Below are 21,200 nucleotides of genomic sequence, written 5' to 3'. Positions count from 1 at the left end.
CGATTAGCACGAAGCGTGAACATTTTCCAAGCGAATTGACCGAAAGTCTAAAAACGACACTTATGTTCTGGGGCCGACAAACCTGCCAGTTTGCGACGCCAAAGCGTCTATTTTCGACACAGAAATTACCGGTTAATGGCCTTAAAATTAAGGGTTTTTCATAATTCAATAGCCTTGCAAAAAACGCATAGGACACATGCAATTTCTGCGCTTGCGGAACCCGATCACCCTAACTAAATGCCGATCAGATCGAATGATCGAGACATGAAATTTAACCAGAAGGAAACAGGATATGGCTGCACTGGATACCACCCGCGCCACCACTGGCTCGTTCGGCCTTGCTGGCCGTATCGGCGCATTTTTTGCATCGGCAGTGACCGCCGTTGTCGAATGGAACGATGCCCGCGTTACTCGTAACGTGCTGAATCGTCTGACGAACCGCGAACTCGAAGACATTGGTCTTTGCCGGGGCGACATTGACGTCGTCGCGGAGGGTCGCCGGTAGGGATTAGCACAACCCTGCCACTCACTCGCCCCTTCCTCCTCCCTCGGGGGCAAAAAAAACGCCGCGCATCTTTCAATGCGCGGCGTTTCTCGTCAAAGCGGACAAATGCTCAGTGCAGGTACTTACCCAACTGGGCAGAGAGACGTTCCGAGATGGGATCGATTTGCATCACCCAGGCACCGGCTTTTTCAACCGCTGTGCCTTCAGCCAGGCTATCGACCCGATATTGATAAGCAGACGCGCCCAGGCTGGTCAGCAAGAATGTTTTGAAGGCAAACAAGCCCACAAGACACAGCAGCAGAACCTTTGCAGGTACGGCGGACTGCACGCGCTGCGGCCGCATCACGACAAGACCATCCTTACGCATGGTCGCGCGATAGCCGCGGCTGAGCTTGGCATGTTTTTTGCTCAGGCGATGAATGCGCTGATCAAATTCAAGTTGTTTTCCAGTCATGGCAGCCTCCAAAAACCGCCCCCAGGTTGCATCTTTTCAAGGTAGAAAGAGATTGCGCCAAAAAAGTGGCGAAAATCTAGAAAACTCCTGTAAATGGCCCGAATTTAGCCCTGTTTGCTTAAGATTAGCGTCGTCCACTCACCAAATTCCGAACGATTGGCCAGATTAAATCCGTTTTGGAGATAAACAGTAACAACGTCATCCGCCTGTTCGTTGAGGATTCCCGAAAGGATTGCATAGCCGCCGACGCGCAGATTCGCGGCGATTTCCGGCGACAGGGCGACCAACGGTCCTTTTAGAATATTCGCAAAAATCAAATCGTACGGCGCAAGGGAATTCAGATCGGGATGGTCGAAACCAGCCGCTTCGACACATTGAAACTGTCCGGACATGCCATTTGCCTTCAGGTTGGCCTCGGCGACGTCTACGGCGACCTGATCAATATCACTTGCGATGATTTGCCCGTCCCAAACCCGCGCGGCGGCCATGGCCAAGACTGCCGTACCACATCCGATATCCGCCACTTTGTCTGCCGAAAAACCATTGTCCAGCAGGTAGTCCAAAGCCTTGAGACAGCCCAGAGTGGTTCCGTGATGACCAGTGCCAAACGCCATTGCCGCCTCGATCAACAGCGGGATGCGGCCTTCGGGCAGCTTGTCTGCGTCGTGGCTTCCATAGACAAAGAAACGTCCGGCCTCGACGGGGGCCAATTCGCGGCGCACGTGGGCAACCCAATCGGTTTCCGGTAATTCTGAAACCACGAACGGCTTGGCTTCGAACGCGGCGGCGAGCACGGCCAGTGCGGTTTCATCCGGGGTTTCGGTGAAGTAACCGCCGACTTCCCACAGGCCCGAACCGTCTTCGACCTCAAACACGCCGACGCCGGTGGGTTCTGGCACCAGACGCTCCATGGCTTCGCCCAAACCTTCGGCAGCTTTCTTTCCCGTCAGAGTGGTCAGCGCGGTGAATGTGGGCATCTTAGCCTCCTGTGTCAGTTGCCACAGCGCCTAGGGCGACAGGCCGCCAAGGTCAAGCGCCGGCTTATTCCGCCGGGGCCGGAGCGTATTTCGACAGGATCGTTTCGTTTCCGGGTTCCGGGTGGCGTGGGATCAACAATGACAACGCAAGCGAGATCATGGCCATCGCAGCCGCCAGCCCGAACACGGCACCGGGCGAGACAACCCACAGCAGTCCCAGAAGCGCGGGCAGAAACACCGCCGCGATATGGTTGATCGTAAAGGCCACCGCAGCAGTGGGCGCAATGTCTGCCGGGTCTGCGATTTTTTGGAAATAGGTCTTCAACGCAAGCGCCAGAGCGAACAGAACATGGTCGATCACATAGAGGATCGCGGCCAGCACCACGCCCCACCCAAACCAGTAGATACCGCCATATGCCGCAAAAACGATGGCGAGGCCCGCATACTCAAAAATAAGCGTGCGGCGTTCGCCGAAAACCGACACCGCTTTGCCCAGCATCGGCGCGGCGGCCATGTTGATCATCAGGTTAATCAGATAAAGCCCTGTGAGTTCGTGAACTTCAAACCCGAACTTCTCAACCATCATGAAGCCTGCAAAGACAACAAAAATCTGACGGCGGGCGCCCGCCATGAATTGCAGGGCATAATACAACCAATAACGGCGGCGCAGTATCAACTTCTTGGTTTGCGGTGTGGGCGCATCGAACTGCGGGTAAGCGAACAGACAGAACGCCGCCAACAATGCGGTTACCCCCCCAGTCGCCATGAAAACCATGTTGTAGGACAGCCCGAGCCGATCCCACGTCAGAACGATCAGCCCATAAACAACGGCTGTGGCCGCCGACCCCATTGCCACAAGCCAGCCCAGGATTTGCGGAGCGCGGTCCTTTGGCAGCCATTGCAGTTGTAGCGACTGGTTGACCGTTTCGTAATAATGAAACCCGATTGAGCTGAACAGCGTCACGAACAGCAACCCGCCAAGGCTGGGGAACCACGCTGTCACCGCGGTCGCAACACCCAACATGATCAATGAGATCATTGCCAGAACCTGCTCGCGGACGAAAATGATCACCGCAATCACCCCCACGGCCAGGAAGCCGGGGATTTCACGGACTGTGTGCAGCAGTCCGATATCCGCGCCGTCGAAATCGGCCACTTCGATGACGAAGTTGTTGAGCAGCGCGCTCCACCCGTTGAACGCGATGGGCATGGTCAGTGCCATCATGAACAACAGGGTTATCGGGCGGCGCCAGAACGGAAGTTTCTGCGCCTCGGATAGCGGCATGGGTTTCAGCATAGGATCGCTCTACGCCCATTTTGAGCGTTTGGCGAGGGGGCAGATGCACAACCGACCTGCACGAATGCAGAAGTCAGTAAAAACTCTGGGGGTCGATGTCGACAGTCAGGCGGATATCCCCCTTTAGACGCAACGGCGCGATCCACCGGGCGATAGCATCCTGAATCGGCGCGCCCTTGGGCGCCTTGACCAGCAGGCGAATGCGATGCCGCCCCCTGATGCGCGCAATGGGGGCTGGTGCAGGGCCAAAGACCTGCGCGCCTATTGCGCGCAAAGGCGCATCGTTGCGCGCCATCGCGTTTCCGATGTCAAAGACCGGCCCAACCTCGGGGCCTGACAGCACAATGCCGGCCATGCGCCCATAGGGCGGGACACCTGCGGCCTGACGCCCAGCGGCCTCGGCCTTCCAGAACCCTTCCTCATCGCCCGCCAGAATGGCGCGGATCACCGGGTGTTCGGGCTGAAACGTCTGCAGCAGCGCCTGCCCCGGCTTGTCCGCCCGTCCCGCCCGGCCTGCAACCTGCCGCATAAGCTGGAATGTGCGCTCCGCTGCCCGCAGGTCGGCCCCGTGCAGCGACAGGTCCGCATCAATCACCCCCACCAGCGTCAGCTTGGGGAAATTGTGCCCCTTGGCCACCAGCTGCGTGCCGATGACGATATCGGCATCGCCTTCCGCAATCTCCTCGATCTTCGCTTTCAGCGCGCGGGCCGAGCCGAACAGGTCGGAACTGAGCATGGCGATCTTGGCCTCAGGGAAAGTCGCCTCGGCCTCTTCCGCCAGACGTTCGATCCCGGGGCCGACCGGAGCCAGCTTGCCTTCGACCCCGCAGGACGGGCAGGTATCGGGCATCGGCTTCGTCTCGCCACATTGATGGCACATCAGGCGCTTGAGAAACCGGTGTTCGACCATCCGCGCATCGCAATGGTCACAGGCAATCTGCTCGCCACACGCGCGGCACAGCGTCACTGGCGCATAGCCGCGGCGGTTGATGAACAACAGCGACTGTTCCCCGCGTTCGATCCGCTGTCGCACCGCCTGTCGCAGCGACGGCGAAATCCATGTCCCCGGCTGCATCTGTTCGGCCCGCATGTCGATGGGCTTCATCTCGGGCAGCACCGCCGATCCAAAGCGCGCTGTCAGGTCCACCCGCTCATACTTCCCGGCCTCGGCATTGGCCCAGCTTTCCAGCGAGGGCGTCGCGCTGGCCAGAATCACCTTTGCGCCACAGATCGACGCGCGAAGCACTGCCATATCCCGCGCGCTGTAATGCACGCCATCTTCTTGTTTGTAGGACGTATCGTGTTCCTCATCGACCACCACCAGCCCCAGATCGCGGAACGGCAGAAACAAGGCCGAGCGCGCGCCGACGACCAATTGCGCCTCCCCCTGCCCAACCATCCGCCAAACACGGCGACGCTCGGTCATTGTCGCGCCCGAATGCCATTCCGCCGGGCGCGCTCCAAAACGCGCCTCAACCCGCGTCAGGAATTCGGCTGTCAGAGCGATCTCGGGCAGCAGAACCAGCGCTTGCCGCCCCAAGCGCAACGCCTCAGCCACGGCTTCCAGATAGACCTCGGTCTTGCCTGAGCCGGTCACACCTTTCAGCAGCGTGGTCCCATAATCCCCGGTCCACTGCCCGGCCTGCAACCGCGCCACCGCCGCCGCCTGATCCCCGGTCAGTTGCTTGCCCGGCAGGTCAGGGTCCAAACGCGGATAGGGCAGATCACGCGGGCTGTCCTCCTCGCGCACAGCGCCTTGCTTGACCAGCCCTTTGACGACCGAGGACGTGACCCCCGCCTGCTCGGCCAATTCCTTCAGGGTAAAAGCCAAGCCACCGTATTCCCGCAGCACCTCCAACACGCGGGACCGCGCATCGGTCATGCGGTCGGGCTCTGCACTGCCCAACCGATACACCTTGCGCATCGACGGCGGATCGCCCAGCCCCGGCGCGCGGGTTGCCAGCCGCAACATCGCGGGCATCGGCGTCAGCGTATAATCGGCCACCTTGCCCAGAAACAGCCGCATCTCTTCGCGCATCGGCGCAACCTCAAGCACCCGGATCACCGATCGCGCCTTGGCCAGATCAAATCCGCCCTGCCCCGGTCCCCAGACCACACCCAGAACCTTGCGCGGGCCTAAAGGCACTTCGACAAACGCACCCAGAAAACACCCGCCCTCGGGCGCTTTGTAATCCAGCGTCCGGTCCAAGGGCTGCGTGGTCAGAACCGCCACCAGCTCACCGTGGTCGAAATACTCCTGCGCGCTCACCGCATCTCCTCGGGTCGGGGGTTTCAGCATCGGTGTTATTGGGGTAAAGGCATCCGCGACCAAGGCCAACCCATCAAAGGACTGCCCTCATGAAATTCTTCGTAGACACAGCCGAGATCGACGCCATCGCCGAACTGAACGATCTGGGCATGGTGGACGGTGTGACCACCAACCCCTCGCTGATCCTGAAATCGGGCCGCGATATTCTGGAAGTCACCAAAGAGATCTGTGATCTGGTCGACGGCCCGGTATCCGCCGAAGTTGTCGCCACCGAGGCCGACGACATGATCGCCGAAGGCCGCAAGCTGGCCAAGATTGCCCCCAACATCGCCGTCAAGGTTCCGTTGACCTGGGCCGGCCTGAAAACCTGCAAAACCCTCAGCGACGAAGGCCAGATGGTCAACGTGACCCTCTGCTTTTCGGCCAATCAGGCGCTGCTGGCCGCCAAAGCGGGCGCAACCTTCATTTCGCCCTTCATTGGACGTCTGGACGATATCAACCTTGATGGCATGGACCTGATCGCGGATATCCGCCAGATCTATGACAATTACGGGTTTGAGACCGAAATCCTCGCTGCCTCGATCCGCACGGTGAACCACGTGACCGACAGCGCCCGCATCGGTGCCGACGTGATTACCGCGCCTCCGGGCGTGATCAAGAAGTTGGCGGATCACCCGCTGACCGACAAGGGCCTTGAAACATTCCTTGCTGACTGGGCTAAAACCGGTCAGAAAATCCTCTGATCCTTTGCGCGACCGCGCGGTGCCGACAGGCGCCGCGCCCGGCCCAACTGCCTTGGACCTGATCTTTGATCAGGACCCGGCAGGCGGGAGCTCTCTCCCCAAACACACGAAATCCGGTCACGTTGGCATTTTTCCCAAGGCAAATTCGCCAAGCCGTGTTATAACGCGGCAAAACATAAAAAACGACCGGACAGGACATGAGCAGTAACACCAAACTCAAGGACACTCTCCGCGAGGCGATTCTGGCCGAGCCTTACGCCGTGCTGGATGACAAGGACCTGATGCAGGCCCTCGTCGCCGCCAACGAGGAAGCGCGCGGAGACAACATCATCGACCTGCGCGGCATTGCCATGCAAAGGCTTGAGGCCCGACTGGACAGGCTTGAGGACACGCACAGGTCTGTTATCGCCGCAGCCTATGAAAATCTGGCAGGCACCAATCAGGTTCACCGCGCCATCCTGCGCCTTCTGGAGCCAGTGGATTTCGAGGATTTTCTCAAGGCGCTTGGCACCGAAGTCGCCGAGATATTGCGCGTTGATCGCATCACCTTGATTTTGGAAACCACCGTGGTCCAGCAAGACCCGGCAATCGAAAAGCTAGGGGGCGTTCTCACTGTCGTTGAACCCGGCTTTGTCGACAATTACCTAACCTTCGATCGCAGCGGCCCTGCCCGCGAAGTGGTCCTGCGTGAGATCATTCATCCCACGCACCGCATTTTTGGCGAACAAGCCGACCACCTGCGATCCGAGGCATGTCTAAGGCTGGATTTGGGCGAAGGCCGACTACCCGGCATGATCATCATGAGCGCCAAGGACCCAAACCATTTCTCGCCACAACTGGGCACCGATCTGCTGACATTCTTCGCCGGTGTTTTTGAACGGTCCATGCGCAACTGGCTGTCATGAGCCTGATCTCTCCAGCCTGCCGCGACGCGTTGCAGCACTGGCTGGAGGGTCTCGTGGCGCTCTCAGGGCGTTCAGAAAACACTCAGGCCGCCTATCGCAGCGACGTGACCGAATTCCTGTCCTTCATGACCCTGCACCATAATCAGCCTCAGGGGCTGACGGCACTGGCACGTATCAGTGTGTCGGACATGCGGGCCTGGATGGCGGATCAACGCGGTTCTGGTGTCGGCGCGCGATCTCTGGCACGAAAATTGTCGGCGGTAAAAAGCTTCTACCGTTGGCTGGCCGAGCGGGAAGGCTTCGAACCGACCGCAGTCCTGTCAACCCGCGCGCCCAAATTCACCAAGAAACTCCCGCGCCCAGTCGCCGAAGACGCTGCGCGCGCCCTGATAGAAACGGTTGACCTGCAATCGACCAATGATTGGGTTTCGGCCCGCGACGTCGCCGTGGTGACATTGCTTTATGGCTGCGGGCTGCGGATATCCGAGGCGCTTTCACTAACCGGCGCAGATGCGCCCTTGCCGCAATCCCTGCGGATCGTCGGCAAAGGCAATAAGGAACGCATCGTCCCAGTCCTGCCCGCCGCCCGCGCCGCCGTTGATCGTTACCTGACGCTCTGCCCCCATCCGCGCGCCAAAGACAAGCCGCTGTTTCGTGGCGTGCGCGGCGGGGCACTGAACCCGCGCGCCATTCAGGCGGTCATGGCCAAGGCCCGCCAACAACTGGGCCTGCCCGCGACCGCTACCCCTCATGCGCTGCGCCACAGCTTCGCAACCCACCTGCTGTCAGCGGGCGGCGATCTCCGGGCAATACAGGAATTGCTGGGGCACGCCTCGTTATCGACCACACAGACCTATACGGCAGTTGACACCGCCCGGTTGATGGAAGTCTACGACCGCACGCATCCCCAAGCCTGACACAAATGCAATTTCAACAAATGGGGCGTTTTGCTTTGCATCTTGTCCACGCATCGTACATGACACGCGCATGACACTCAGATTCAAAGCTCTCTCCGTCCATCTGTTCACTGCGACCGGCGCCGTTTTCGCAATGTTGGCCATGTTGGCCGCCGTCGAAGAAAAATGGAGCCTGATGTATCTGTGGCTTGTGGTGTCCTTCATCGTCGATGGCATCGACGGCCCACTGGCACGTCACTACCACGTCAAGAAAAACGCCCCCGAGTTTGACGGCGTGCTGCTGGATTTGATCATCGACTACCTGACTTACGTATTCATCCCGGCCTTTGCCTTGTTCAAATCCGGTCTGATGGACGGCTGGACCGGCTGGTTCGCGATCATTGTCATAACCTTTGCCAGCGCCATGTATTTTGCAGATACGCGGATGAAGACCAAGGACAATTCGTTCTCCGGCTTCCCCGGCTGCTGGAACATGTTCGTCATCGTGATCTTCGCGCTCGAACCCAATTTCTGGGTCATCCTTCTCATGGTTTCGCTGCTGTCACTGGCCATGTTCCTGCCGCTCAAATTCGTACACCCCGTAAGGACCGAGCGCTGGCGCGGCGTGACCCTGCCAATGGCCTTTGCATGGACGTTTTTTGCCGGCTGGGCCGCATGGGTAGACTTCCACCCCGAAAGCTGGGCGCACTGGGGGCTGGTCGTAACAAGTTTATATCTGGTCTCAGCAGGCATTGCGCAGCAGGTGGTCCCGCCGCGCAGAAGTCGAGACTACAAGACTTCCTGAACCTCGAATTCAGTCCCGTTATGGGTGAACACATCGCCCTGCTGAAGCCCGGTCATTGCCAGATAAATCGGGCTTTGGGTCGAAATCCCCATATAAGTCTTGCCATCGACATCAAAACGAGTGGTTGAGACACACACCACGAAACGACGGTTGTTGAATTTGACAACAGCGCCGGGTTGCACCGTATCCGTCACGCTGAAATCGGTATTTTCGATCACATCAATCTTGGCATGATGGGCATGCACCGGCGCGTCAAAAGCCGCGGCCAAGTCCGCATTCTCTCGCGATGCCGCAATATCATCCTTGTCGTGCCCTTCGCGGTCGTCCAACTGCGAATCTTTCAGAAACGCGTCATAATGCGCCTGCGCAGTCGCAAGCTCCTGCGCTTCCAGCGACATCAGGCGGTCGATAATTGCCTTCTTGCGGGCAGCCGAGTCTGATTGAGCAGTCATACCATTCGGTCCTTTGAATCTCTATCTGATACAAGTTGGGCCTCAAGCACCGGGATTGCAACAGAAATCCGTCCCTTAGATCAGCAAACCGGCGGCCCGTTCATGGCGCAGCAAAGCGACCTTGGTCTCAACTCCACCCTCACCTGAGAACCCACCAAGCCCGTTTGCCGCCAGCACACGATGACAGGGGATGATCACCGGAATCGGGTTCGCACCGCAGGCTTGCCCAACCGGTTGAGGTGGTTGCCCCAACTCTTTCGCGATCTCGCCATAAGTTCTGGTCTCACCCAAGGGTATCGCAAACATCAGATCACAGACCTGCCGCTGGAACTCGGATCCCGCAATACGATAGGGCAGATCAAACCGCTCCAACCGCCCTTGATCATAAGCCTTCAGTTGCGCCGCTGCCTCCTTCAGCACTGACGTTGCCTCGCCCGCGCTTCGCCCATTCCAAACCAGACGCGTAATCGCCCCGTCCGCCTCCTCGACCCCGAGGCATCCAAATTGAGTTTCAACAGCAATCATCGGCATAGCGAAATGCTGACAGCGTTTTGACAAAGGGCGCAACCCTAAACAGGTCGCGCCCCTTGCTTCTTCTGTTCAAAAATACTTCGGAGCGCGAGGCAGAGCCTCGCAAAATCCCGAAACTTATCCCAATGCCTCGTTACAGCGTCCGCACACGCCGTCATGCGCATGGCGCCCCACATCCGGCAGGATTTTCCAGCAGCGTTGGCACTTTTCACCCTCGGCTTTTTCAAACACCACCGCGACCCCTTCGATCTCGGGCACACGGAACGCCTCGGCCGGGGCCGGATCACCGGTGACAGTCAGGCCCGAGGTGATGCACAAATCATCCACGTCGAAAGTCGCCAGCAGGTCACGAACCTCGGTGTCTTCGACATACACGATCGGCGCGGCCTCAAGGCTGGAACCGATGACTTTCTCTTGGCGCTGAACCTCCAGCGCGGCAGTCACGGCGCGGCGGACGCGGCGGATTTTGGCCATGCTGGATTCAAGATCAGCATCGCGCCAGTCGGCTGGCGTGTCAGGGAAGTCCACCAGATGAACCGAGCTGTCATCGCCCGGGAACCGCTCCAGCCAGACCTCTTCCATGGTGAAGACCAGAACCGGGGCCAACCATGTAGTCAGACGGTGGAATAGGATGTCCAGAACAGTCCGCGCAGCGCGGCGGCGCAGGCTGTCGCCGTCGCAATAGAGCGCATCCTTGCGCACGTCGAAATAGAACGAGGACAGATCAACCGTGGCGAAGGTGAACACGGCGCTAAACACACCCTGGAAATCGAACGCGGCATAGCCTTTGCGCACCTGTTCATCCAGGTCGGCCAGACGGCTCAGAACCCAACGCTCCAGACGCGGCATGTCTTCGGGCGCGACCCGGTCGGCTTCGGTGAAATCCGCCAGCGATCCCAGCATAAAGCGCATCGTGTTGCGCAGACGGCGATAGCTGTCGGCGGTGCCTTTCAGGATCTCCGGCCCGATCCGCTGGTCGGCGGTATAGTCGGTCTGGGCCACCCACAGACGCAGGATATCGGCACCGTATTGCTTGATGACCTCTTCCGGCACGATGGTATTGCCCAGTGATTTGGACATCTTGTTGCCTTTGGCATCCAGCGTAAAGCCATGGGTCACCACGTTCCGGTAGGGCGCGCGGCCCTTGGTGCCGCAAGCCTGCAGCATGGACGAATGGAACCACCCGCGGTGTTGGTCGGTGCCCTCCATATAGACGTCAGCAATGCCGTCCTCGGTCCCGTCCTCACGGTCGCGCAGAACGAAAGCGTGGGTCGAGCCACTATCGAACCACACGTCCAGCACGTCAAACACCTGATCATAGTCGTCGGGGTTGGCGATGCCGTCCAGCATCTGTTCCTTGAACCCGTCGGTATACCAAATATCCGCGCCATTTTCCTCGAACGCCGCTTTGATGCGCGCGTTCAGATCAGCATTGCGCAGCAGGTAATCCGCGTCGGTGGGCAGAGCGCCTTTCTTGGTAAAACACGTCAGTGGCACACCCCAGGCTCGCTGGCGGGACAGAACCCAATCCGGGCGCGCCTCGATCATCGAGTACAAACGGTTGCGACCAGTCTGCGGCGTCCACTTCACCAGTTCGTCGATGGAGCGCAGGGCGCGTTCACGGATGGTATCCCCCATCTCGCCCATGCCGTCGTCCAGCTTGCGGTCAACAGAGGCAAACCACTGCGGCGTGTTCCGATAGATGATCGGAGCCTTCGAGCGCCACGAATGCGGATAGCTGTGTTTGATCTTGCCCCGCGCCAGCAGCCCTCCGACCTCGACCAGCTTGTCGATGACCGCTTTGTTCGCGTCACCCTCACCGCCCTTGCGGGACAGGATGTATTTGCCACCAAAGAACGGCAGGTCAGCACGGAAAGAGCCGTCGTCCGTAACGTTATAAGTGATGACCTGCTCAAGCATGCCCAGATCGCGATAAAGCTCGAACTCCTCCATCCCATGCGACGGCGCACAGTGGACGAAACCGGTCCCTTCGGTATCGGTCACGAACTCAGCCGCGCGGAAATCGCGGATGTCGTCCCATTCGCCATTGCCGCCCTCGGCCCCGGCCAACGGGTGCGTCAGTTGCACACCTGCCAGCTCATCCGTGGTCACGTCACGGACGCGAGTCCACTGGTCGTCGTTCAGACGCGCACGACCCAGCACGTCAGCGGCCAGATTGTCGGCCAGCAGGAACTTGTCGCCCACAGCGGCCCAGCATTCCTCAGGCGCGCCGGTGACTTCGTAGAGACCGTATGAGATGTCCTTGCCATAGACGACCGCCTTGTTCGACGGCATGGTCCAAGGGGTCGTGGTCCAGATCACGACAAACGCATCATCCAGATCGCCCGCATTCACGACCTTGAACTTCACCCAGATGGTGAAGCTTTCCTTGTCGTGATACTCAACCTCGGCCTCGGCCAAGGCGGTTTTCTCGATGGGCGACCACATCACGGGCTTGGACCCCTGATAGAGCGTGCCGTTCATCAGGAACTTCATGAACTCATCGGCGATCACGGCCTCGGCGTGATAGTCCATAGTGATATAGGGATCGGCCCAGTTGCCGGTGATGCCAAGACGCTTGAACTCGTCCCGCTGGATGTCGATCCAGCCCTCGGCGAACTTGCGGCATTCCTGACGGAAATCGACGACGTTCACTTCGTCCTTGTTCTTGCCCTTCTTACGGTACTGCTCCTCGATCTTCCATTCGATCGGCAGACCGTGGCAGTCCCAGCCCGGCACGTAACGCGCGTCGAAACCCATCATCTGATGGGACCGCACGATCATGTCCTTGATGGTCTTGTTCAGCGCGTGACCGATATGCAGGTGGCCGTTCGCATAGGGGGGGCCATCATGCAGAGTAAAGGGCGTGCGGCCCTGTTTTTCACGCAGGCGGTCGTAAACGCCGATTTTCTCCCACCGTTCCAACCATGCGGGTTCGCGCTTGGGCAATCCGGCGCGCATGGGGAAATCGGTTTTGGGCAGGTTCAGCGTATCTTTGTAATCAGGTGTTTCGGCGCACATTGGGGGCGTCCTTTGGATCATCTGTTCGTCGTATGGATCGAAGCGGTCGGTGCGAAGTCTCAAACACCTTTGCCCGGCGTCTCAGGATATCAGAGCGCCGGGGATATAATTCGAATAATGATGGCCATCCGGTCATACATGGCCGCGCTTATAGGACGCCCGCTTCGGATGGTCCAGAGGTTCCGCCCCCTGCGGCGAATGGCGCGGGTTCCTTTGCCCATCGATACACGAATCCCCCCTAAGGGTGGAACAACGACCCCACCAGATACGCGATCAACGCGGCCGCACCACCAATCAGCAGCGTTTCCATCCCTGACCGCCACCAAGGGGCCAACGACCAGCGGCTTTTCAACGCGCCTATCGCGAAAAACACACCCATCGTCATCCAGACAGACACCGTAAAAGCGTTCTCGACCGACAGTAAAAACGGCAAGAGCGGAATCATCCCTGCAACCAAGAAAGCCATGAACGTGGCCATCGCAGCCTTGAATGGGTTTGGATCAACGGTTCCGAGGCCATATTCGCCCTCGATCATTAGATTGATCCAGTTTTCGTGGTTGTCCGTGATCGCATCGGTCGCCTCGTCCAACACCCGCCCGGACAGGCCTTTCTGCGCAAGAATTTCGCGGACTTCCTGACGTTCTCCATCGGGATAAAGGTCAATATGACGTTCTTCGATGGCCCGAATACGGCGGATGTTGTCCAGTTCGGCCTTGGTACCCGAATAATTGCCTGCTGCCATTGAAAAACCGTCGGCCAGAACATTAGCCAATCCCAGAACAACAATGACAAACGGTGACAAACCCGCCCCAGCCACGCCGGCAATGATCGCAAATGTCGTGACCGAACCGTCAATACCGCCATAGACAACATCACGCAGCACACCGCGGCCCGGAGGGGCATTGATCCTCTCGGAAATTTCCTGCTGGCTGTGTCCGTGCTCGTTCATGGCTGGCTCCGGCGCTTTAATGCGGACCAGCAGACAAGAAATCTTTGCGTTAGGTCAAGTCTTGGTGAACAAACCTGTCAAAGCCCGCTTGATCATCGTGCGCGTCGACGGTTTATGACGGTCCGAGAACGGCAAAGGACGGCAGACATCCATTGCGGCAACACCGACGCGGGCGCTCAGGGCTCCGTTCACAAACCCTTCGCCAAATCGGCGGGACAGTTTGCTAAGGACCGAGCCACCCAAAACCGGCTCTAGCAGATCGTCGCCAACCGCCACGGCGCCAGTGGCCACCAAATGCACGAATACGGCACGCGTCAGCTGCCATCCCCCCAGAAACCCGGAACGTCCGCCATAGATTTCAGCAATGCGCCGGATCATCCTAAGCGACGCTGCCAGCGCCGTCACAACGTCCGCCAAAGCCAGCGGGACCAGAGCCGTCACGGTTGCGACCTGACGCGCCGCGGCTTCGACCTCGCGGCTGGCGGCCGCATCGAGTGGGGCAAGCAATTCATCTTCGGCCAGTTCAAACAAGCCCGAGGCGTCGAATTGCTCGGCCATACGTTCGTTCAATCGGTCACGCCCCCATTTCGTATCGTCGCGGCCTTTGTAGAAATTGATCAGTTTATGGGTAACGTCGCGGGCCTTTTTCAAGTCTTCATCGGCCAGCGCCTCGTCAGCAGCCCGGCGCAGGCCGTCAATACGAGACAACCGCCCAATCGCGGCCAACTCGCGCAGGGCAATAAGCAGCGCGACCAGAGCCAGCGCGCCAAACAGCCCGGTTACGATCCATCCCAGAACAGGCGCGCGTACCACCAGTGAAGTGACAAAATCCCACGCTGCTATGGAAACGACCGCACCAACTGCTGCCGTTGCCAGCCCCCAAAACCACCGGGACAAGACCGAGGGCTTTCTGGCCGCCAACCTGACCGCCGTTTGCATGGCCTGCCCTTGCACTGGCGCGACATCCGGCACCGGCGGCGCAGCGGACACGTCAACCGAGGGCTCTTCGGCATCGAGATCGAAAACAACGGGACCTTTAGCCATCAGCAGCCTCGCTTCGCTTCCAGACGTATTTGATGTCCGGCAGGTGTTCGTCGTTGTCCGCTCCGTCGCTTCGGGTGACTTCGGCAAACCCGTTCCGCTCATAAAATCGGCAGGCCCGGTGGTTTGACTGAAACGCGAACAGGGACAGTTCTGACCGCATGGACTTGGCGTGGTCCAGCAGGCGCTGCCCGATGCCGCGCCCGCGGGCCTTGGGTGCAAGATACAGGGAATGAACTTCGCATTGGTTCAAAGCCAGAAAACCTACGACGCTGTCATCGGTTTCCGCCACAGTCACCCAGTCCTGATCAATCATCCGGCCACAAAAGGCTATTGTCTCAGCGCGCGAGTGCAATTCCGGCATCCAGTCATGCTCAAGGGCGAAACCGTGCAGGATTTCACCGGTCGCTCCGGCGTCTGTACTGCGGGCCGGACGCAGGATCACGGTCATAGGCGGTCTCCTATCAGAAACTGCGCCGCCCGGTCCAACCTGATATGGGGTGGGCCGTCGCCCGGCCGCAATGTCAGTTGGGCAGGCTCAAACGCCATGAAACCATAATCGGCGTCCAGCCATGCGCCTGCCCCGTCGCGGGCCGGCCCCAACAGGCGGGCAGGGTCTTCGGGCAACTCACCAGGATAGAAAGCCGCGTGCTTGCCATCAGGCAGAGTACCGCGCACGCAAGGAAGGTCTGCCCCCTGATGGGACCGGATTTCTTCGGTTGTCGCGCGCAGCGCCGCCAGTGACAAGGCCGCCGTTTGCGCTCCGGCAAAGTTCGCCCGGTCGCGGGCGTCACGCGTTAAGGCCTCCATGATGTTGGTCAGGCGGGGGTGCTGCAGATGATGCAGGTGATCGGCCTTGGTCGCCGCAAAAAGGATACGCTCGACCCGTTTGCCCACAAGCAATTGGCTCAGCCACGCATTGCGGCCCGGTCGGAAGGCCGACAGGATATCCGCCATGGCACGGCGCATATCTTCGACCGCCTGCGGCCCCTTGTGAATTGCGCCCAGCGCATCGACCAACACGACCTGTCGGTCAATTCGGGAAAAATGGTCGCGAAAGAACGGCTTCAAGACCTGAGATTTATAGGCCGCGTACCGGCGCGCCATCTCGTGATGTAGGCTGCGCCGATGGGGTTTTCCCTCGACCGGCACGGGCGCAAAGGTCAGAACCGGAGAGCCCGACAAATCACCGGGCAACAGGAACCGCCCGGGCGTGCAGTCATAGTATCCTGCATCCCGCGCCGCGTTCAGGTAATCTGAAAACGCTTTGGCCAACGACTGCGCGGTGGATTCGTCATGATCCGCTCTGGGCTCTGCGGCCTTGGCCAACGTCAGAAACGCGTCAGCCTCGGCGCGCCCTGCTATGCGGTTCAATGTCTCGGTCGACCAGTCCTCGTAAGACTTGTCCAACAGGGCCAAGTCCAAAAGCCACTCGCCCGGATAATCCACGATATCCAGATGAACCGTCCGCGGCCCTTGCAACCCCGACAGCAAACCAGCGGGACGCACTTTGAACGACAAGCGCAGTTCCGACACGGCGCGGGTGCTGTCCGGCCAATGAGGTCGCGGTCCGGTCAGGGCCGCCAGATGGTTTTCATAGTCGAACCGGGGCACCGTGTCGTCGGGCTGCGGCTGAAGATAGGCGGCGTTAATCCGCCCCTCACGCTGGGCCACAAGACCAGTCATGCGGCCACGGTCCTGCAAATTGGCGACAAGCGAGGTGATAAACACCGTTTTTCCAGATCGCGCCAGTCCTGTAACGCCCAGACGGATGACCGGCTCGAACAGGGCTTCGGACACGCTGTCGCCGACAGTTTCAAACCCGCGCACCAGACTGTCTGACAGGGAAGAGATGACCAAATTGTCGCCCCGCTGTTTTCGTTTCTTTCAAAATAGGCAGCGAGGACCCGACATACCAGCGCTTTCCCACCCTTGCCCGTTGCGTTGCAGGACGTTACCAGCAGCCCATGCCAAGATACGCACTGAAAGTCGAATACCAAGGAGAGCCGTTCGCCGGGTGGCAACGGCAGAAAGAGTTGCCTTCCGTTCAGGGGGCGATCGAACAGGCGTTGTCGCGTATCCAGCCCGGCGCGCATACGATTGCTGCAGCCGGTCGAACGGATGCCGGGGTGCACGCGCTGGGACAGGTTGCCCATTGCGACATGGCTAAGGAATGGGATCCGTTCCGCCTGTCAGAGGCGTTGAATTATCACTTGAAACCGCAGCCTGTAGCGATCGTGAAAGCCGCACATGTCGAGGATGACTGGCACGCCCGGTTTTCCGCGGTGGAGCGGCAGTACCTGTTCCGCATTCTGATGCGCCGCGCGCCCGCAACCCACGACGCGGGGCAGGTCTGGCAGATCAACCACATGCTGGATGTGGACGCCATGCAAGCTGGCGCAGACATGCTGATCGGCCGACATGATTTTACGACGTTTCGATCCTCGATCTGTCAGGCTGCCAGCCCGGTCAAAACTCTGGACGAATTGCGCGTTGAACAGGTTCAGGGTTTTTCCGGCCCCGAAATCCACTTTCACGTCCGCGCCCGGTCTTTCCTGCACAATCAGGTGCGCAGCTTTGTCGGCACGCTGGAACGTGTTGGCGCGGGCGCTTGGACGCCCCAAGATGTGCGTGCCGCGCTGCAAGCGGCTGACCGTGCGGCTTGTGGCCCGGTATGCCCTCCACAAGGGCTCTATCTGGCGCAGGTCGGTTATCCCCAGCCAGTTTTTTGATACGGTCAGATAGCGCGCAGCAACAGCCCGCTGGCAATCACCGCAATCATCAGCCCAGCAACCAGTTCGATGGTCGGGGCCAGCACTTGTGCGAACCGCGTTGCCGAGGCCGAGGCCAGCAAACCACCGCGTAGCCCCAAAGAAGTCCAACCGACCAGAGTTGTGACCATCGCCGTTCCCAGTGCCATTGCAAACGCACCTGCAACCCCCACCATCGCGATGCCCATCTGCCACGTCAGGATCAGCACAAACAACGCGCCAGTGCAGGGGCGCGCCGCGATACCCGCGATTAGAATCAACGCCTCGCGCAGGCTGCCGACATTGGCAACCTCCTCGGCGGTGGGGCCGTGGCGGTGGCCACAATCTGAACAGACTTCGCCTTCATGGTGATGATGGTCGTGATGATGGTGATCGTGATGGGCTGTTTGGGACTTGTGCCGCCTTGCAAAGCTCCGCAAGGCTCGGAAAACCAGCCACAGCCCGATTGCTGCAATGGCGCCATAGCTTATAGGTGCCATGACCTGTTCAGTCGTCCCCACAAGGCTTTCCCGTGACATCTGGAACACCAGAACACCCGCATAGACAAGCACGATCGCGGTTACAGCCTGTCCCAAGCTCGACAAAACGCTGATTGCCGACAAGCGCCAGAACGCAACGCGGCGCCCCAAGCCGTACCCCCCGATCAACACCTTGCCATGCCCCGGACCAATGGCATGGAAAAACCCATAGGCGAAACAAACGGTTAGCAATGTCGCAACCGCCTCGGGCTGCTCGGCTCGGGCGGCCCTTAAAGAGCGAGCGATCTGGTTCTGGAAAGCGCGCTGTTCGCCAGCCGCCCAAGCCGCAAGCTGATCGAAGCCTCCGCTGCCCCAGAACCAAAGCAGCAATCCAATGGCCAGAGCGACCGGTACAATCAGGTATTTGGACATGAAATACGGATCTCGGTCGCAAAGTTTTCGCCGACAAGCGGGATATCGTTTTCCTCAAGGTCATAGTCGGCGTCCAATGTGCGCAAAAACGCCTGCATCTGGGCCAACTGCCCGTCAATATCCGGCTCGATCCGGTCAATCTGGCATGAATGCGGCCCGGAAACGGTAACGGGTCGCGTTACTTCGTATGCGGTGTAATAGGTTTCATCAAAAGCTTTGGCCGTCAGGTTCGCCGCCGGTGCCGCCGCATCCTCGACCGCCCTCAGATGAGTTGTGACGATGCGACCATCCTCAGTCGTGGCAGACGCCTCTGCCGGGCCAGACAGGGCAACTGGCTTCCCATCCGCCCAAACCAAAAGATCGCCGTTGTATCCTTCGACCCATTGCGCATCAAACCCTGCAAGAAAACCTTTTTCTGCTGGGGTCAGTATGCCGTCCGCGTCCTGATCCAGCTTCATGTCTTCAAGGATCAGAAGCGAATAGAATTCATCATAGGCCCATGTGACGCGGACATGTGTCAGGTTTCCGGTTTCATCCACGATGAACTCTAACCCCGTGTCGATAAAGACATGAGGGTGAGTCAGGGCCGGAATCGGGGCACAACAGGCCAAAAGGGTCAAAAACCAACGCATATGCGAAAGATAGGATGACTATCTGCGCCCGGCAATGCGTTTCGTAGCATGAGCGCGGTTTTCGGCCATCAATCAGGGCTGAGGGAACAGAACCAGCGTCTGCAACGCCGCACCGATCGGACCTTCGGTGTCATAAAGCACCGCCTGAGACAGGCCGATTCCAGACGGCTGCCAGTGGCAAATTGAATCGGACGCCAGCCAATCTGATACCGGTTCGCGGTGAATTTGCACGGTCAGGTCCGTGTTCATAAACCCCATTTCGGTCGTGGGCGCATTCCATGATAAGCCGTTGGCGCAATCGGCCAAAGGACACAGCGCCTGAATCGGCGACTGGACCTCATCAGACAACAAGGACGGCGCGCGCATCCAAATCGCCTTGGGCCCGGGTCCAAAACTGACGCCCTTGGGATACAGAATCTCGGTATGGTTGGCAAAGCCGCCAAGGTTGTGACGTGTCTCGCCTATCGGGAAAGGGCCGATTACCGCACCTTCAAGTTGGGGCGGAGGTACAGCTACATTTGGGACAGGCCCGAGATTTCGACGAACCAGATGCATGGTCGTTGCAGTGGCACAAAGCGTATCGTCCAAATCATGCACGGTGACCCGGGTCGTTGCCATCGTCTTGGTATGGCGCGTGGTTTCCGCCGCCACGCGCAACCCCGCCAAGGGCATCGGGCGCAGCATGTCGATGGTCAAGCGGGTCAGCATCTTTTCCGGGCCGACTTCGGTTTCAGCGGCCCGCGCAACAAGACCCGTGACTGGCCCGGCATGACAATGATCTGGCGACCAGGGACCGCGCGCAGCTTCGTTGCCGACAAATGCCCCATCTGAACGAATGTGAAAAAACGACTGCTGGTTCAGATCAGGGTTGCCGCTCATGTTCTTGTCTATACCTTTTCCCCAAAAACAATTCTCCAGCCGGTCCGGGCGGCCTGACATCTGTGTATCGCATACGGCCCACCAGCCAAGCACTGAGTTTGCACAAAGTGCGAAGAAAATTTCTGCTCAAACCCCGAGACCAGTCTTTACGTTCCCGAAGAGAATGAATTAGCTGCCAGTACACCGTCCGGTTGGTGGTCAGAACGTCACCACACCTGGAATAAAAACTACGGAGCGCAAAATGGCCTTGCTGATCGAAACAGGACTTTCCGACTGGATGAGTGATGGCGACATAGTTCGTGAAATTAAGCGCTTGCGCCCCGGTATGGACGTCAGGACGCCAGACACCATCGGCGACCCCGCCGACATAACGATGATTGCCGTCGTCGGCTTGAACGATACACACCCAACGCAACTTCCCAATCTGAAACTGGTTCAGAAATTGGGTGCAGGGGTTGAAACGATCATCAACAATCCAAACCTGCCTGATCGCGTTCGGGTGGCGCGCCTGAAACCGGATGCCCCTGCACAAGGCATTGCCGAGTGGTTCGTGACCTACATCCTGCATCGCCAAAGAAACGTTTCTTTCTACGAAACAGCCCAGCGCAAGGCGGAGTGGCTGCCCAAGGCACCGGGCTATACTCCCGAGAAAACCGTCGGCGTTCTGGGTTTGGGACATATCGGTGCACGCAGCGCCCTGATGCTGCGTGCGATTGGGTTCAACGTCATGGGCTGGAGCCGATCACCCAAACAACTTGACGGGGTGACTTGCGTGCACGGGGACGCAGCCTTGCCCGACCTATTGGGCCAATGCGACCATGTCTGCGCAATCCTGCCGTCGACCCCGCAGACCATCGGATTGTTCGATGCCGAAATGCTGGCGGCCATGAAGCCGGGCAGTCAACTGCTGAATGCTGGACGTGGGGATCTGATAGACGAAACAGCGCTAATCTCGGCTTTGGACAAGGGCACATTGGGGCACGCCGTTCTTGATGTCACGTCCACTGAACCGCTGCCATCGCAAAGCCCTCTCTGGGCTCACCCGAACGTGATGATCACCCCGCATGTTTCAGGTTGGCATCTGGGCGAGGCCCTTGGGGATGTGGCCGAGAATTTTCAGCGTCTGACCGACAGAAAACCCCTGCTGCACGAAGTGGACCGCGCGCGGGGGTATTGATCGTTG

The 21,200-nt window shown here is 59.1% G+C and carries 21 protein-coding genes; 7 read left to right on the top strand and 14 right to left on the bottom strand.

Annotated features, from left to right (window positions below; all coding sequences use genetic code 11):
- The first annotated feature begins 292 nt into the window (after window positions 1-292).
- On the top strand, window positions 293-505 hold the full coding sequence (locus GOX75_RS06750) for a DUF1127 domain-containing protein (RefSeq protein ID WP_171121827.1): 213 nt from the start codon (window positions 293-295) through the stop codon (window positions 503-505).
- A gap of 109 nt (window positions 506-614) precedes the next feature.
- Here the strand turns inward: GOX75_RS06750 and GOX75_RS06745 are convergent, their stop codons facing one another.
- The 4 genes from GOX75_RS06745 to GOX75_RS06730 form a co-directional block, all read right to left on the bottom strand.
- Window positions 615-959: a hypothetical protein gene (locus GOX75_RS06745; protein WP_171121826.1), complete on the bottom strand. Its 345-nt coding sequence runs from the start codon at window positions 957-959 to the stop codon at window positions 615-617.
- 104 nt (window positions 960-1,063) lie between these two features.
- On the bottom strand, window positions 1,064-1,936 hold the full coding sequence (locus GOX75_RS06740) for a 50S ribosomal protein L11 methyltransferase (protein WP_171121825.1): 873 nt from the start codon (window positions 1,934-1,936) through the stop codon (window positions 1,064-1,066).
- A 64-nt stretch (window positions 1,937-2,000) separates the two neighbouring features.
- On the bottom strand, window positions 2,001-3,233 hold the full coding sequence (locus GOX75_RS06735; protein ID WP_171121824.1) for an MFS transporter: 1,233 nt from the start codon (window positions 3,231-3,233) through the stop codon (window positions 2,001-2,003).
- 73 nt (window positions 3,234-3,306) lie between these two features.
- Complete coding sequence (locus GOX75_RS06730) at window positions 3,307-5,532, bottom strand: primosomal protein N' (protein ID WP_171122327.1); 2,226 nt, start codon at window positions 5,530-5,532, stop codon at window positions 3,307-3,309.
- Window positions 5,533-5,591: 59 nt separating this feature from the next.
- On the opposite strand from GOX75_RS06730, the gene fsa reads away from it, so the two are divergent.
- From fsa to GOX75_RS06710, 4 genes are all read left to right on the top strand, one after another.
- On the top strand, window positions 5,592-6,245 hold the full coding sequence (fsa, locus tag GOX75_RS06725) for a fructose-6-phosphate aldolase (protein ID WP_170332816.1): 654 nt from the start codon (window positions 5,592-5,594) through the stop codon (window positions 6,243-6,245).
- A gap of 197 nt (window positions 6,246-6,442) precedes the next feature.
- On the top strand, window positions 6,443-7,150 hold the full coding sequence (locus tag GOX75_RS06720) for a DUF484 family protein (RefSeq protein WP_171121823.1): 708 nt from the start codon (window positions 6,443-6,445) through the stop codon (window positions 7,148-7,150).
- The gene (locus GOX75_RS06715; protein ID WP_171121822.1) at window positions 7,147-8,067 is read left to right on the top strand and encodes a tyrosine recombinase XerC; all 921 of its coding nucleotides are present in this window, start codon (window positions 7,147-7,149) and stop codon (window positions 8,065-8,067) included. The genes GOX75_RS06720 and GOX75_RS06715 overlap by 4 nt, the downstream gene beginning before the upstream one ends.
- 70 nt (window positions 8,068-8,137) lie before the next feature.
- Window positions 8,138-8,851 carry a phosphatidylcholine/phosphatidylserine synthase gene (locus GOX75_RS06710; RefSeq protein ID WP_171121821.1) on the top strand — a complete coding sequence of 238 codons (714 nt, stop codon included), beginning with the start codon at window positions 8,138-8,140 and terminating at the stop codon, window positions 8,849-8,851.
- On the opposite strand, the gene GOX75_RS06705 is transcribed toward GOX75_RS06710, so the two are convergent.
- From GOX75_RS06705 to GOX75_RS06675, 7 genes are all read right to left on the bottom strand, one after another.
- Window positions 8,836-9,303 (bottom strand): hypothetical protein, encoded by a 468-nt coding sequence (locus GOX75_RS06705; protein ID WP_170386204.1) that lies wholly within the window; start codon window positions 9,301-9,303, stop codon window positions 8,836-8,838. The genes GOX75_RS06710 and GOX75_RS06705 overlap by 16 nt on opposite strands.
- Before the next feature lie 75 nt (window positions 9,304-9,378).
- A complete protein-coding gene (locus GOX75_RS06700) occupies window positions 9,379-9,834 on the bottom strand; it encodes a methylated-DNA--[protein]-cysteine S-methyltransferase (RefSeq protein ID WP_171121820.1) in 456 nt (151 codons plus the stop codon).
- 117 nt (window positions 9,835-9,951) lie between these two features.
- A complete protein-coding gene (gene ileS, locus GOX75_RS06695; protein WP_171121819.1) occupies window positions 9,952-12,855 on the bottom strand; it encodes an isoleucine--tRNA ligase in 2,904 nt (967 codons plus the stop codon).
- Window positions 12,856-13,093: 238 nt separating this feature from the next.
- Window positions 13,094-13,804, bottom strand: coding sequence for a VIT1/CCC1 transporter family protein (locus GOX75_RS06690; protein ID WP_171121818.1), 711 nt, complete (start codon window positions 13,802-13,804; stop codon window positions 13,094-13,096).
- A 54-nt stretch (window positions 13,805-13,858) separates the two neighbouring features.
- Window positions 13,859-14,848 carry a YcjF family protein gene (locus GOX75_RS06685; protein WP_171121817.1) on the bottom strand — a complete coding sequence of 330 codons (990 nt, stop codon included), beginning with the start codon at window positions 14,846-14,848 and terminating at the stop codon, window positions 13,859-13,861.
- The gene (locus tag GOX75_RS06680; protein ID WP_171121816.1) at window positions 14,841-15,296 is read right to left on the bottom strand and encodes a GNAT family N-acetyltransferase; all 456 of its coding nucleotides are present in this window, start codon (window positions 15,294-15,296) and stop codon (window positions 14,841-14,843) included. Before GOX75_RS06680 ends, GOX75_RS06685 begins: the two co-directional genes overlap by 8 nt.
- Window positions 15,293-16,705 (bottom strand): YcjX family protein, encoded by a 1,413-nt coding sequence (locus tag GOX75_RS06675; protein WP_171121815.1) that lies wholly within the window; start codon window positions 16,703-16,705, stop codon window positions 15,293-15,295. Before GOX75_RS06675 ends, GOX75_RS06680 begins: the two co-directional genes overlap by 4 nt.
- Window positions 16,706-16,812: 107 nt before the next feature.
- Between GOX75_RS06675 and truA the strand changes: the two genes are divergently transcribed.
- Window positions 16,813-17,577 carry a tRNA pseudouridine(38-40) synthase TruA gene (gene truA / locus GOX75_RS06670; protein WP_171121814.1) on the top strand — a complete coding sequence of 255 codons (765 nt, stop codon included), beginning with the start codon at window positions 16,813-16,815 and terminating at the stop codon, window positions 17,575-17,577.
- Between the two features lie 5 nt (window positions 17,578-17,582).
- Here the strand turns inward: truA and GOX75_RS06665 are convergent, their stop codons facing one another.
- The 3 genes from GOX75_RS06665 to GOX75_RS06655 form a co-directional block, all read right to left on the bottom strand.
- The gene (locus tag GOX75_RS06665) at window positions 17,583-18,506 is read right to left on the bottom strand and encodes a nickel/cobalt transporter (protein ID WP_171121813.1); all 924 of its coding nucleotides are present in this window, start codon (window positions 18,504-18,506) and stop codon (window positions 17,583-17,585) included.
- Entirely contained in the window at window positions 18,491-19,138 is a 648-nt protein-coding gene (locus tag GOX75_RS06660) for a DUF1007 family protein (protein ID WP_171121812.1), read from the bottom strand. Before GOX75_RS06660 ends, GOX75_RS06665 begins: the two co-directional genes overlap by 16 nt.
- Window positions 19,139-19,210: 72 nt before the next feature.
- A complete protein-coding gene (locus GOX75_RS06655) occupies window positions 19,211-20,017 on the bottom strand; it encodes a thioesterase family protein (RefSeq protein WP_171121811.1) in 807 nt (268 codons plus the stop codon).
- A gap of 241 nt (window positions 20,018-20,258) precedes the next feature.
- Here GOX75_RS06655 and GOX75_RS06650 point away from each other — a divergent pair, with 241 nt between their 5' ends.
- Window positions 20,259-21,194 (top strand): glyoxylate/hydroxypyruvate reductase A, encoded by a 936-nt coding sequence (locus GOX75_RS06650; protein ID WP_171121810.1) that lies wholly within the window; start codon window positions 20,259-20,261, stop codon window positions 21,192-21,194.
- Window positions 21,195-21,200 lie beyond the last annotated feature (6 nt).

The organism is Ruegeria sp. HKCCD7251, from assembly GCF_013031165.1.
GTDB lineage: Bacteria > Pseudomonadota > Alphaproteobacteria > Rhodobacterales > Rhodobacteraceae > Ruegeria.
The sequence above is the reverse complement of the archived record's forward strand: the minus strand, read 5'-3'. Positions and strand labels throughout refer to the sequence as shown.

Coding starts and splice junctions, on each gene's coding strand:
- GOX75_RS06750 (WP_171121827.1), top strand. CDS start 293: ATGGCTGCACTGGATACCACCCGCGCCACCACTGGCTCGTTCGGCCTT.
- GOX75_RS06745 (WP_171121826.1), bottom strand. CDS start 959: ATGACTGGAAAACAACTTGAATTTGATCAGCGCATTCATCGCCTGAGC.
- GOX75_RS06740 (WP_171121825.1), bottom strand. CDS start 1,936: ATGCCCACATTCACCGCGCTGACCACTCTGACGGGAAAGAAAGCTGCC.
- GOX75_RS06735 (WP_171121824.1), bottom strand. CDS start 3,233: ATGCTGAAACCCATGCCGCTATCCGAGGCGCAGAAACTTCCGTTCTGG.
- GOX75_RS06730 (WP_171122327.1), bottom strand. CDS start 5,532: ATGCTGAAACCCCCGACCCGAGGAGATGCGGTGAGCGCGCAGGAGTAT.
- fsa (WP_170332816.1), top strand. CDS start 5,592: ATGAAATTCTTCGTAGACACAGCCGAGATCGACGCCATCGCCGAACTG.
- GOX75_RS06720 (WP_171121823.1), top strand. CDS start 6,443: ATGAGCAGTAACACCAAACTCAAGGACACTCTCCGCGAGGCGATTCTG.
- GOX75_RS06715 (WP_171121822.1), top strand. CDS start 7,147: ATGAGCCTGATCTCTCCAGCCTGCCGCGACGCGTTGCAGCACTGGCTG.
- GOX75_RS06710 (WP_171121821.1), top strand. CDS start 8,138: ATGACACTCAGATTCAAAGCTCTCTCCGTCCATCTGTTCACTGCGACC.
- GOX75_RS06705 (WP_170386204.1), bottom strand. CDS start 9,303: ATGACTGCTCAATCAGACTCGGCTGCCCGCAAGAAGGCAATTATCGAC.
- GOX75_RS06700 (WP_171121820.1), bottom strand. CDS start 9,834: ATGCCGATGATTGCTGTTGAAACTCAATTTGGATGCCTCGGGGTCGAG.
- ileS (WP_171121819.1), bottom strand. CDS start 12,855: ATGTGCGCCGAAACACCTGATTACAAAGATACGCTGAACCTGCCCAAA.
- GOX75_RS06690 (WP_171121818.1), bottom strand. CDS start 13,804: ATGAACGAGCACGGACACAGCCAGCAGGAAATTTCCGAGAGGATCAAT.
- GOX75_RS06685 (WP_171121817.1), bottom strand. CDS start 14,848: ATGGCTAAAGGTCCCGTTGTTTTCGATCTCGATGCCGAAGAGCCCTCG.
- GOX75_RS06680 (WP_171121816.1), bottom strand. CDS start 15,296: ATGACCGTGATCCTGCGTCCGGCCCGCAGTACAGACGCCGGAGCGACC.
- truA (WP_171121814.1), top strand. CDS start 16,813: ATGCCAAGATACGCACTGAAAGTCGAATACCAAGGAGAGCCGTTCGCC.
- GOX75_RS06665 (WP_171121813.1), bottom strand. CDS start 18,506: ATGTCCAAATACCTGATTGTACCGGTCGCTCTGGCCATTGGATTGCTG.
- GOX75_RS06660 (WP_171121812.1), bottom strand. CDS start 19,138: ATGCGTTGGTTTTTGACCCTTTTGGCCTGTTGTGCCCCGATTCCGGCC.
- GOX75_RS06655 (WP_171121811.1), bottom strand. CDS start 20,017: ATGAGCGGCAACCCTGATCTGAACCAGCAGTCGTTTTTTCACATTCGT.
- GOX75_RS06650 (WP_171121810.1), top strand. CDS start 20,259: ATGGCCTTGCTGATCGAAACAGGACTTTCCGACTGGATGAGTGATGGC.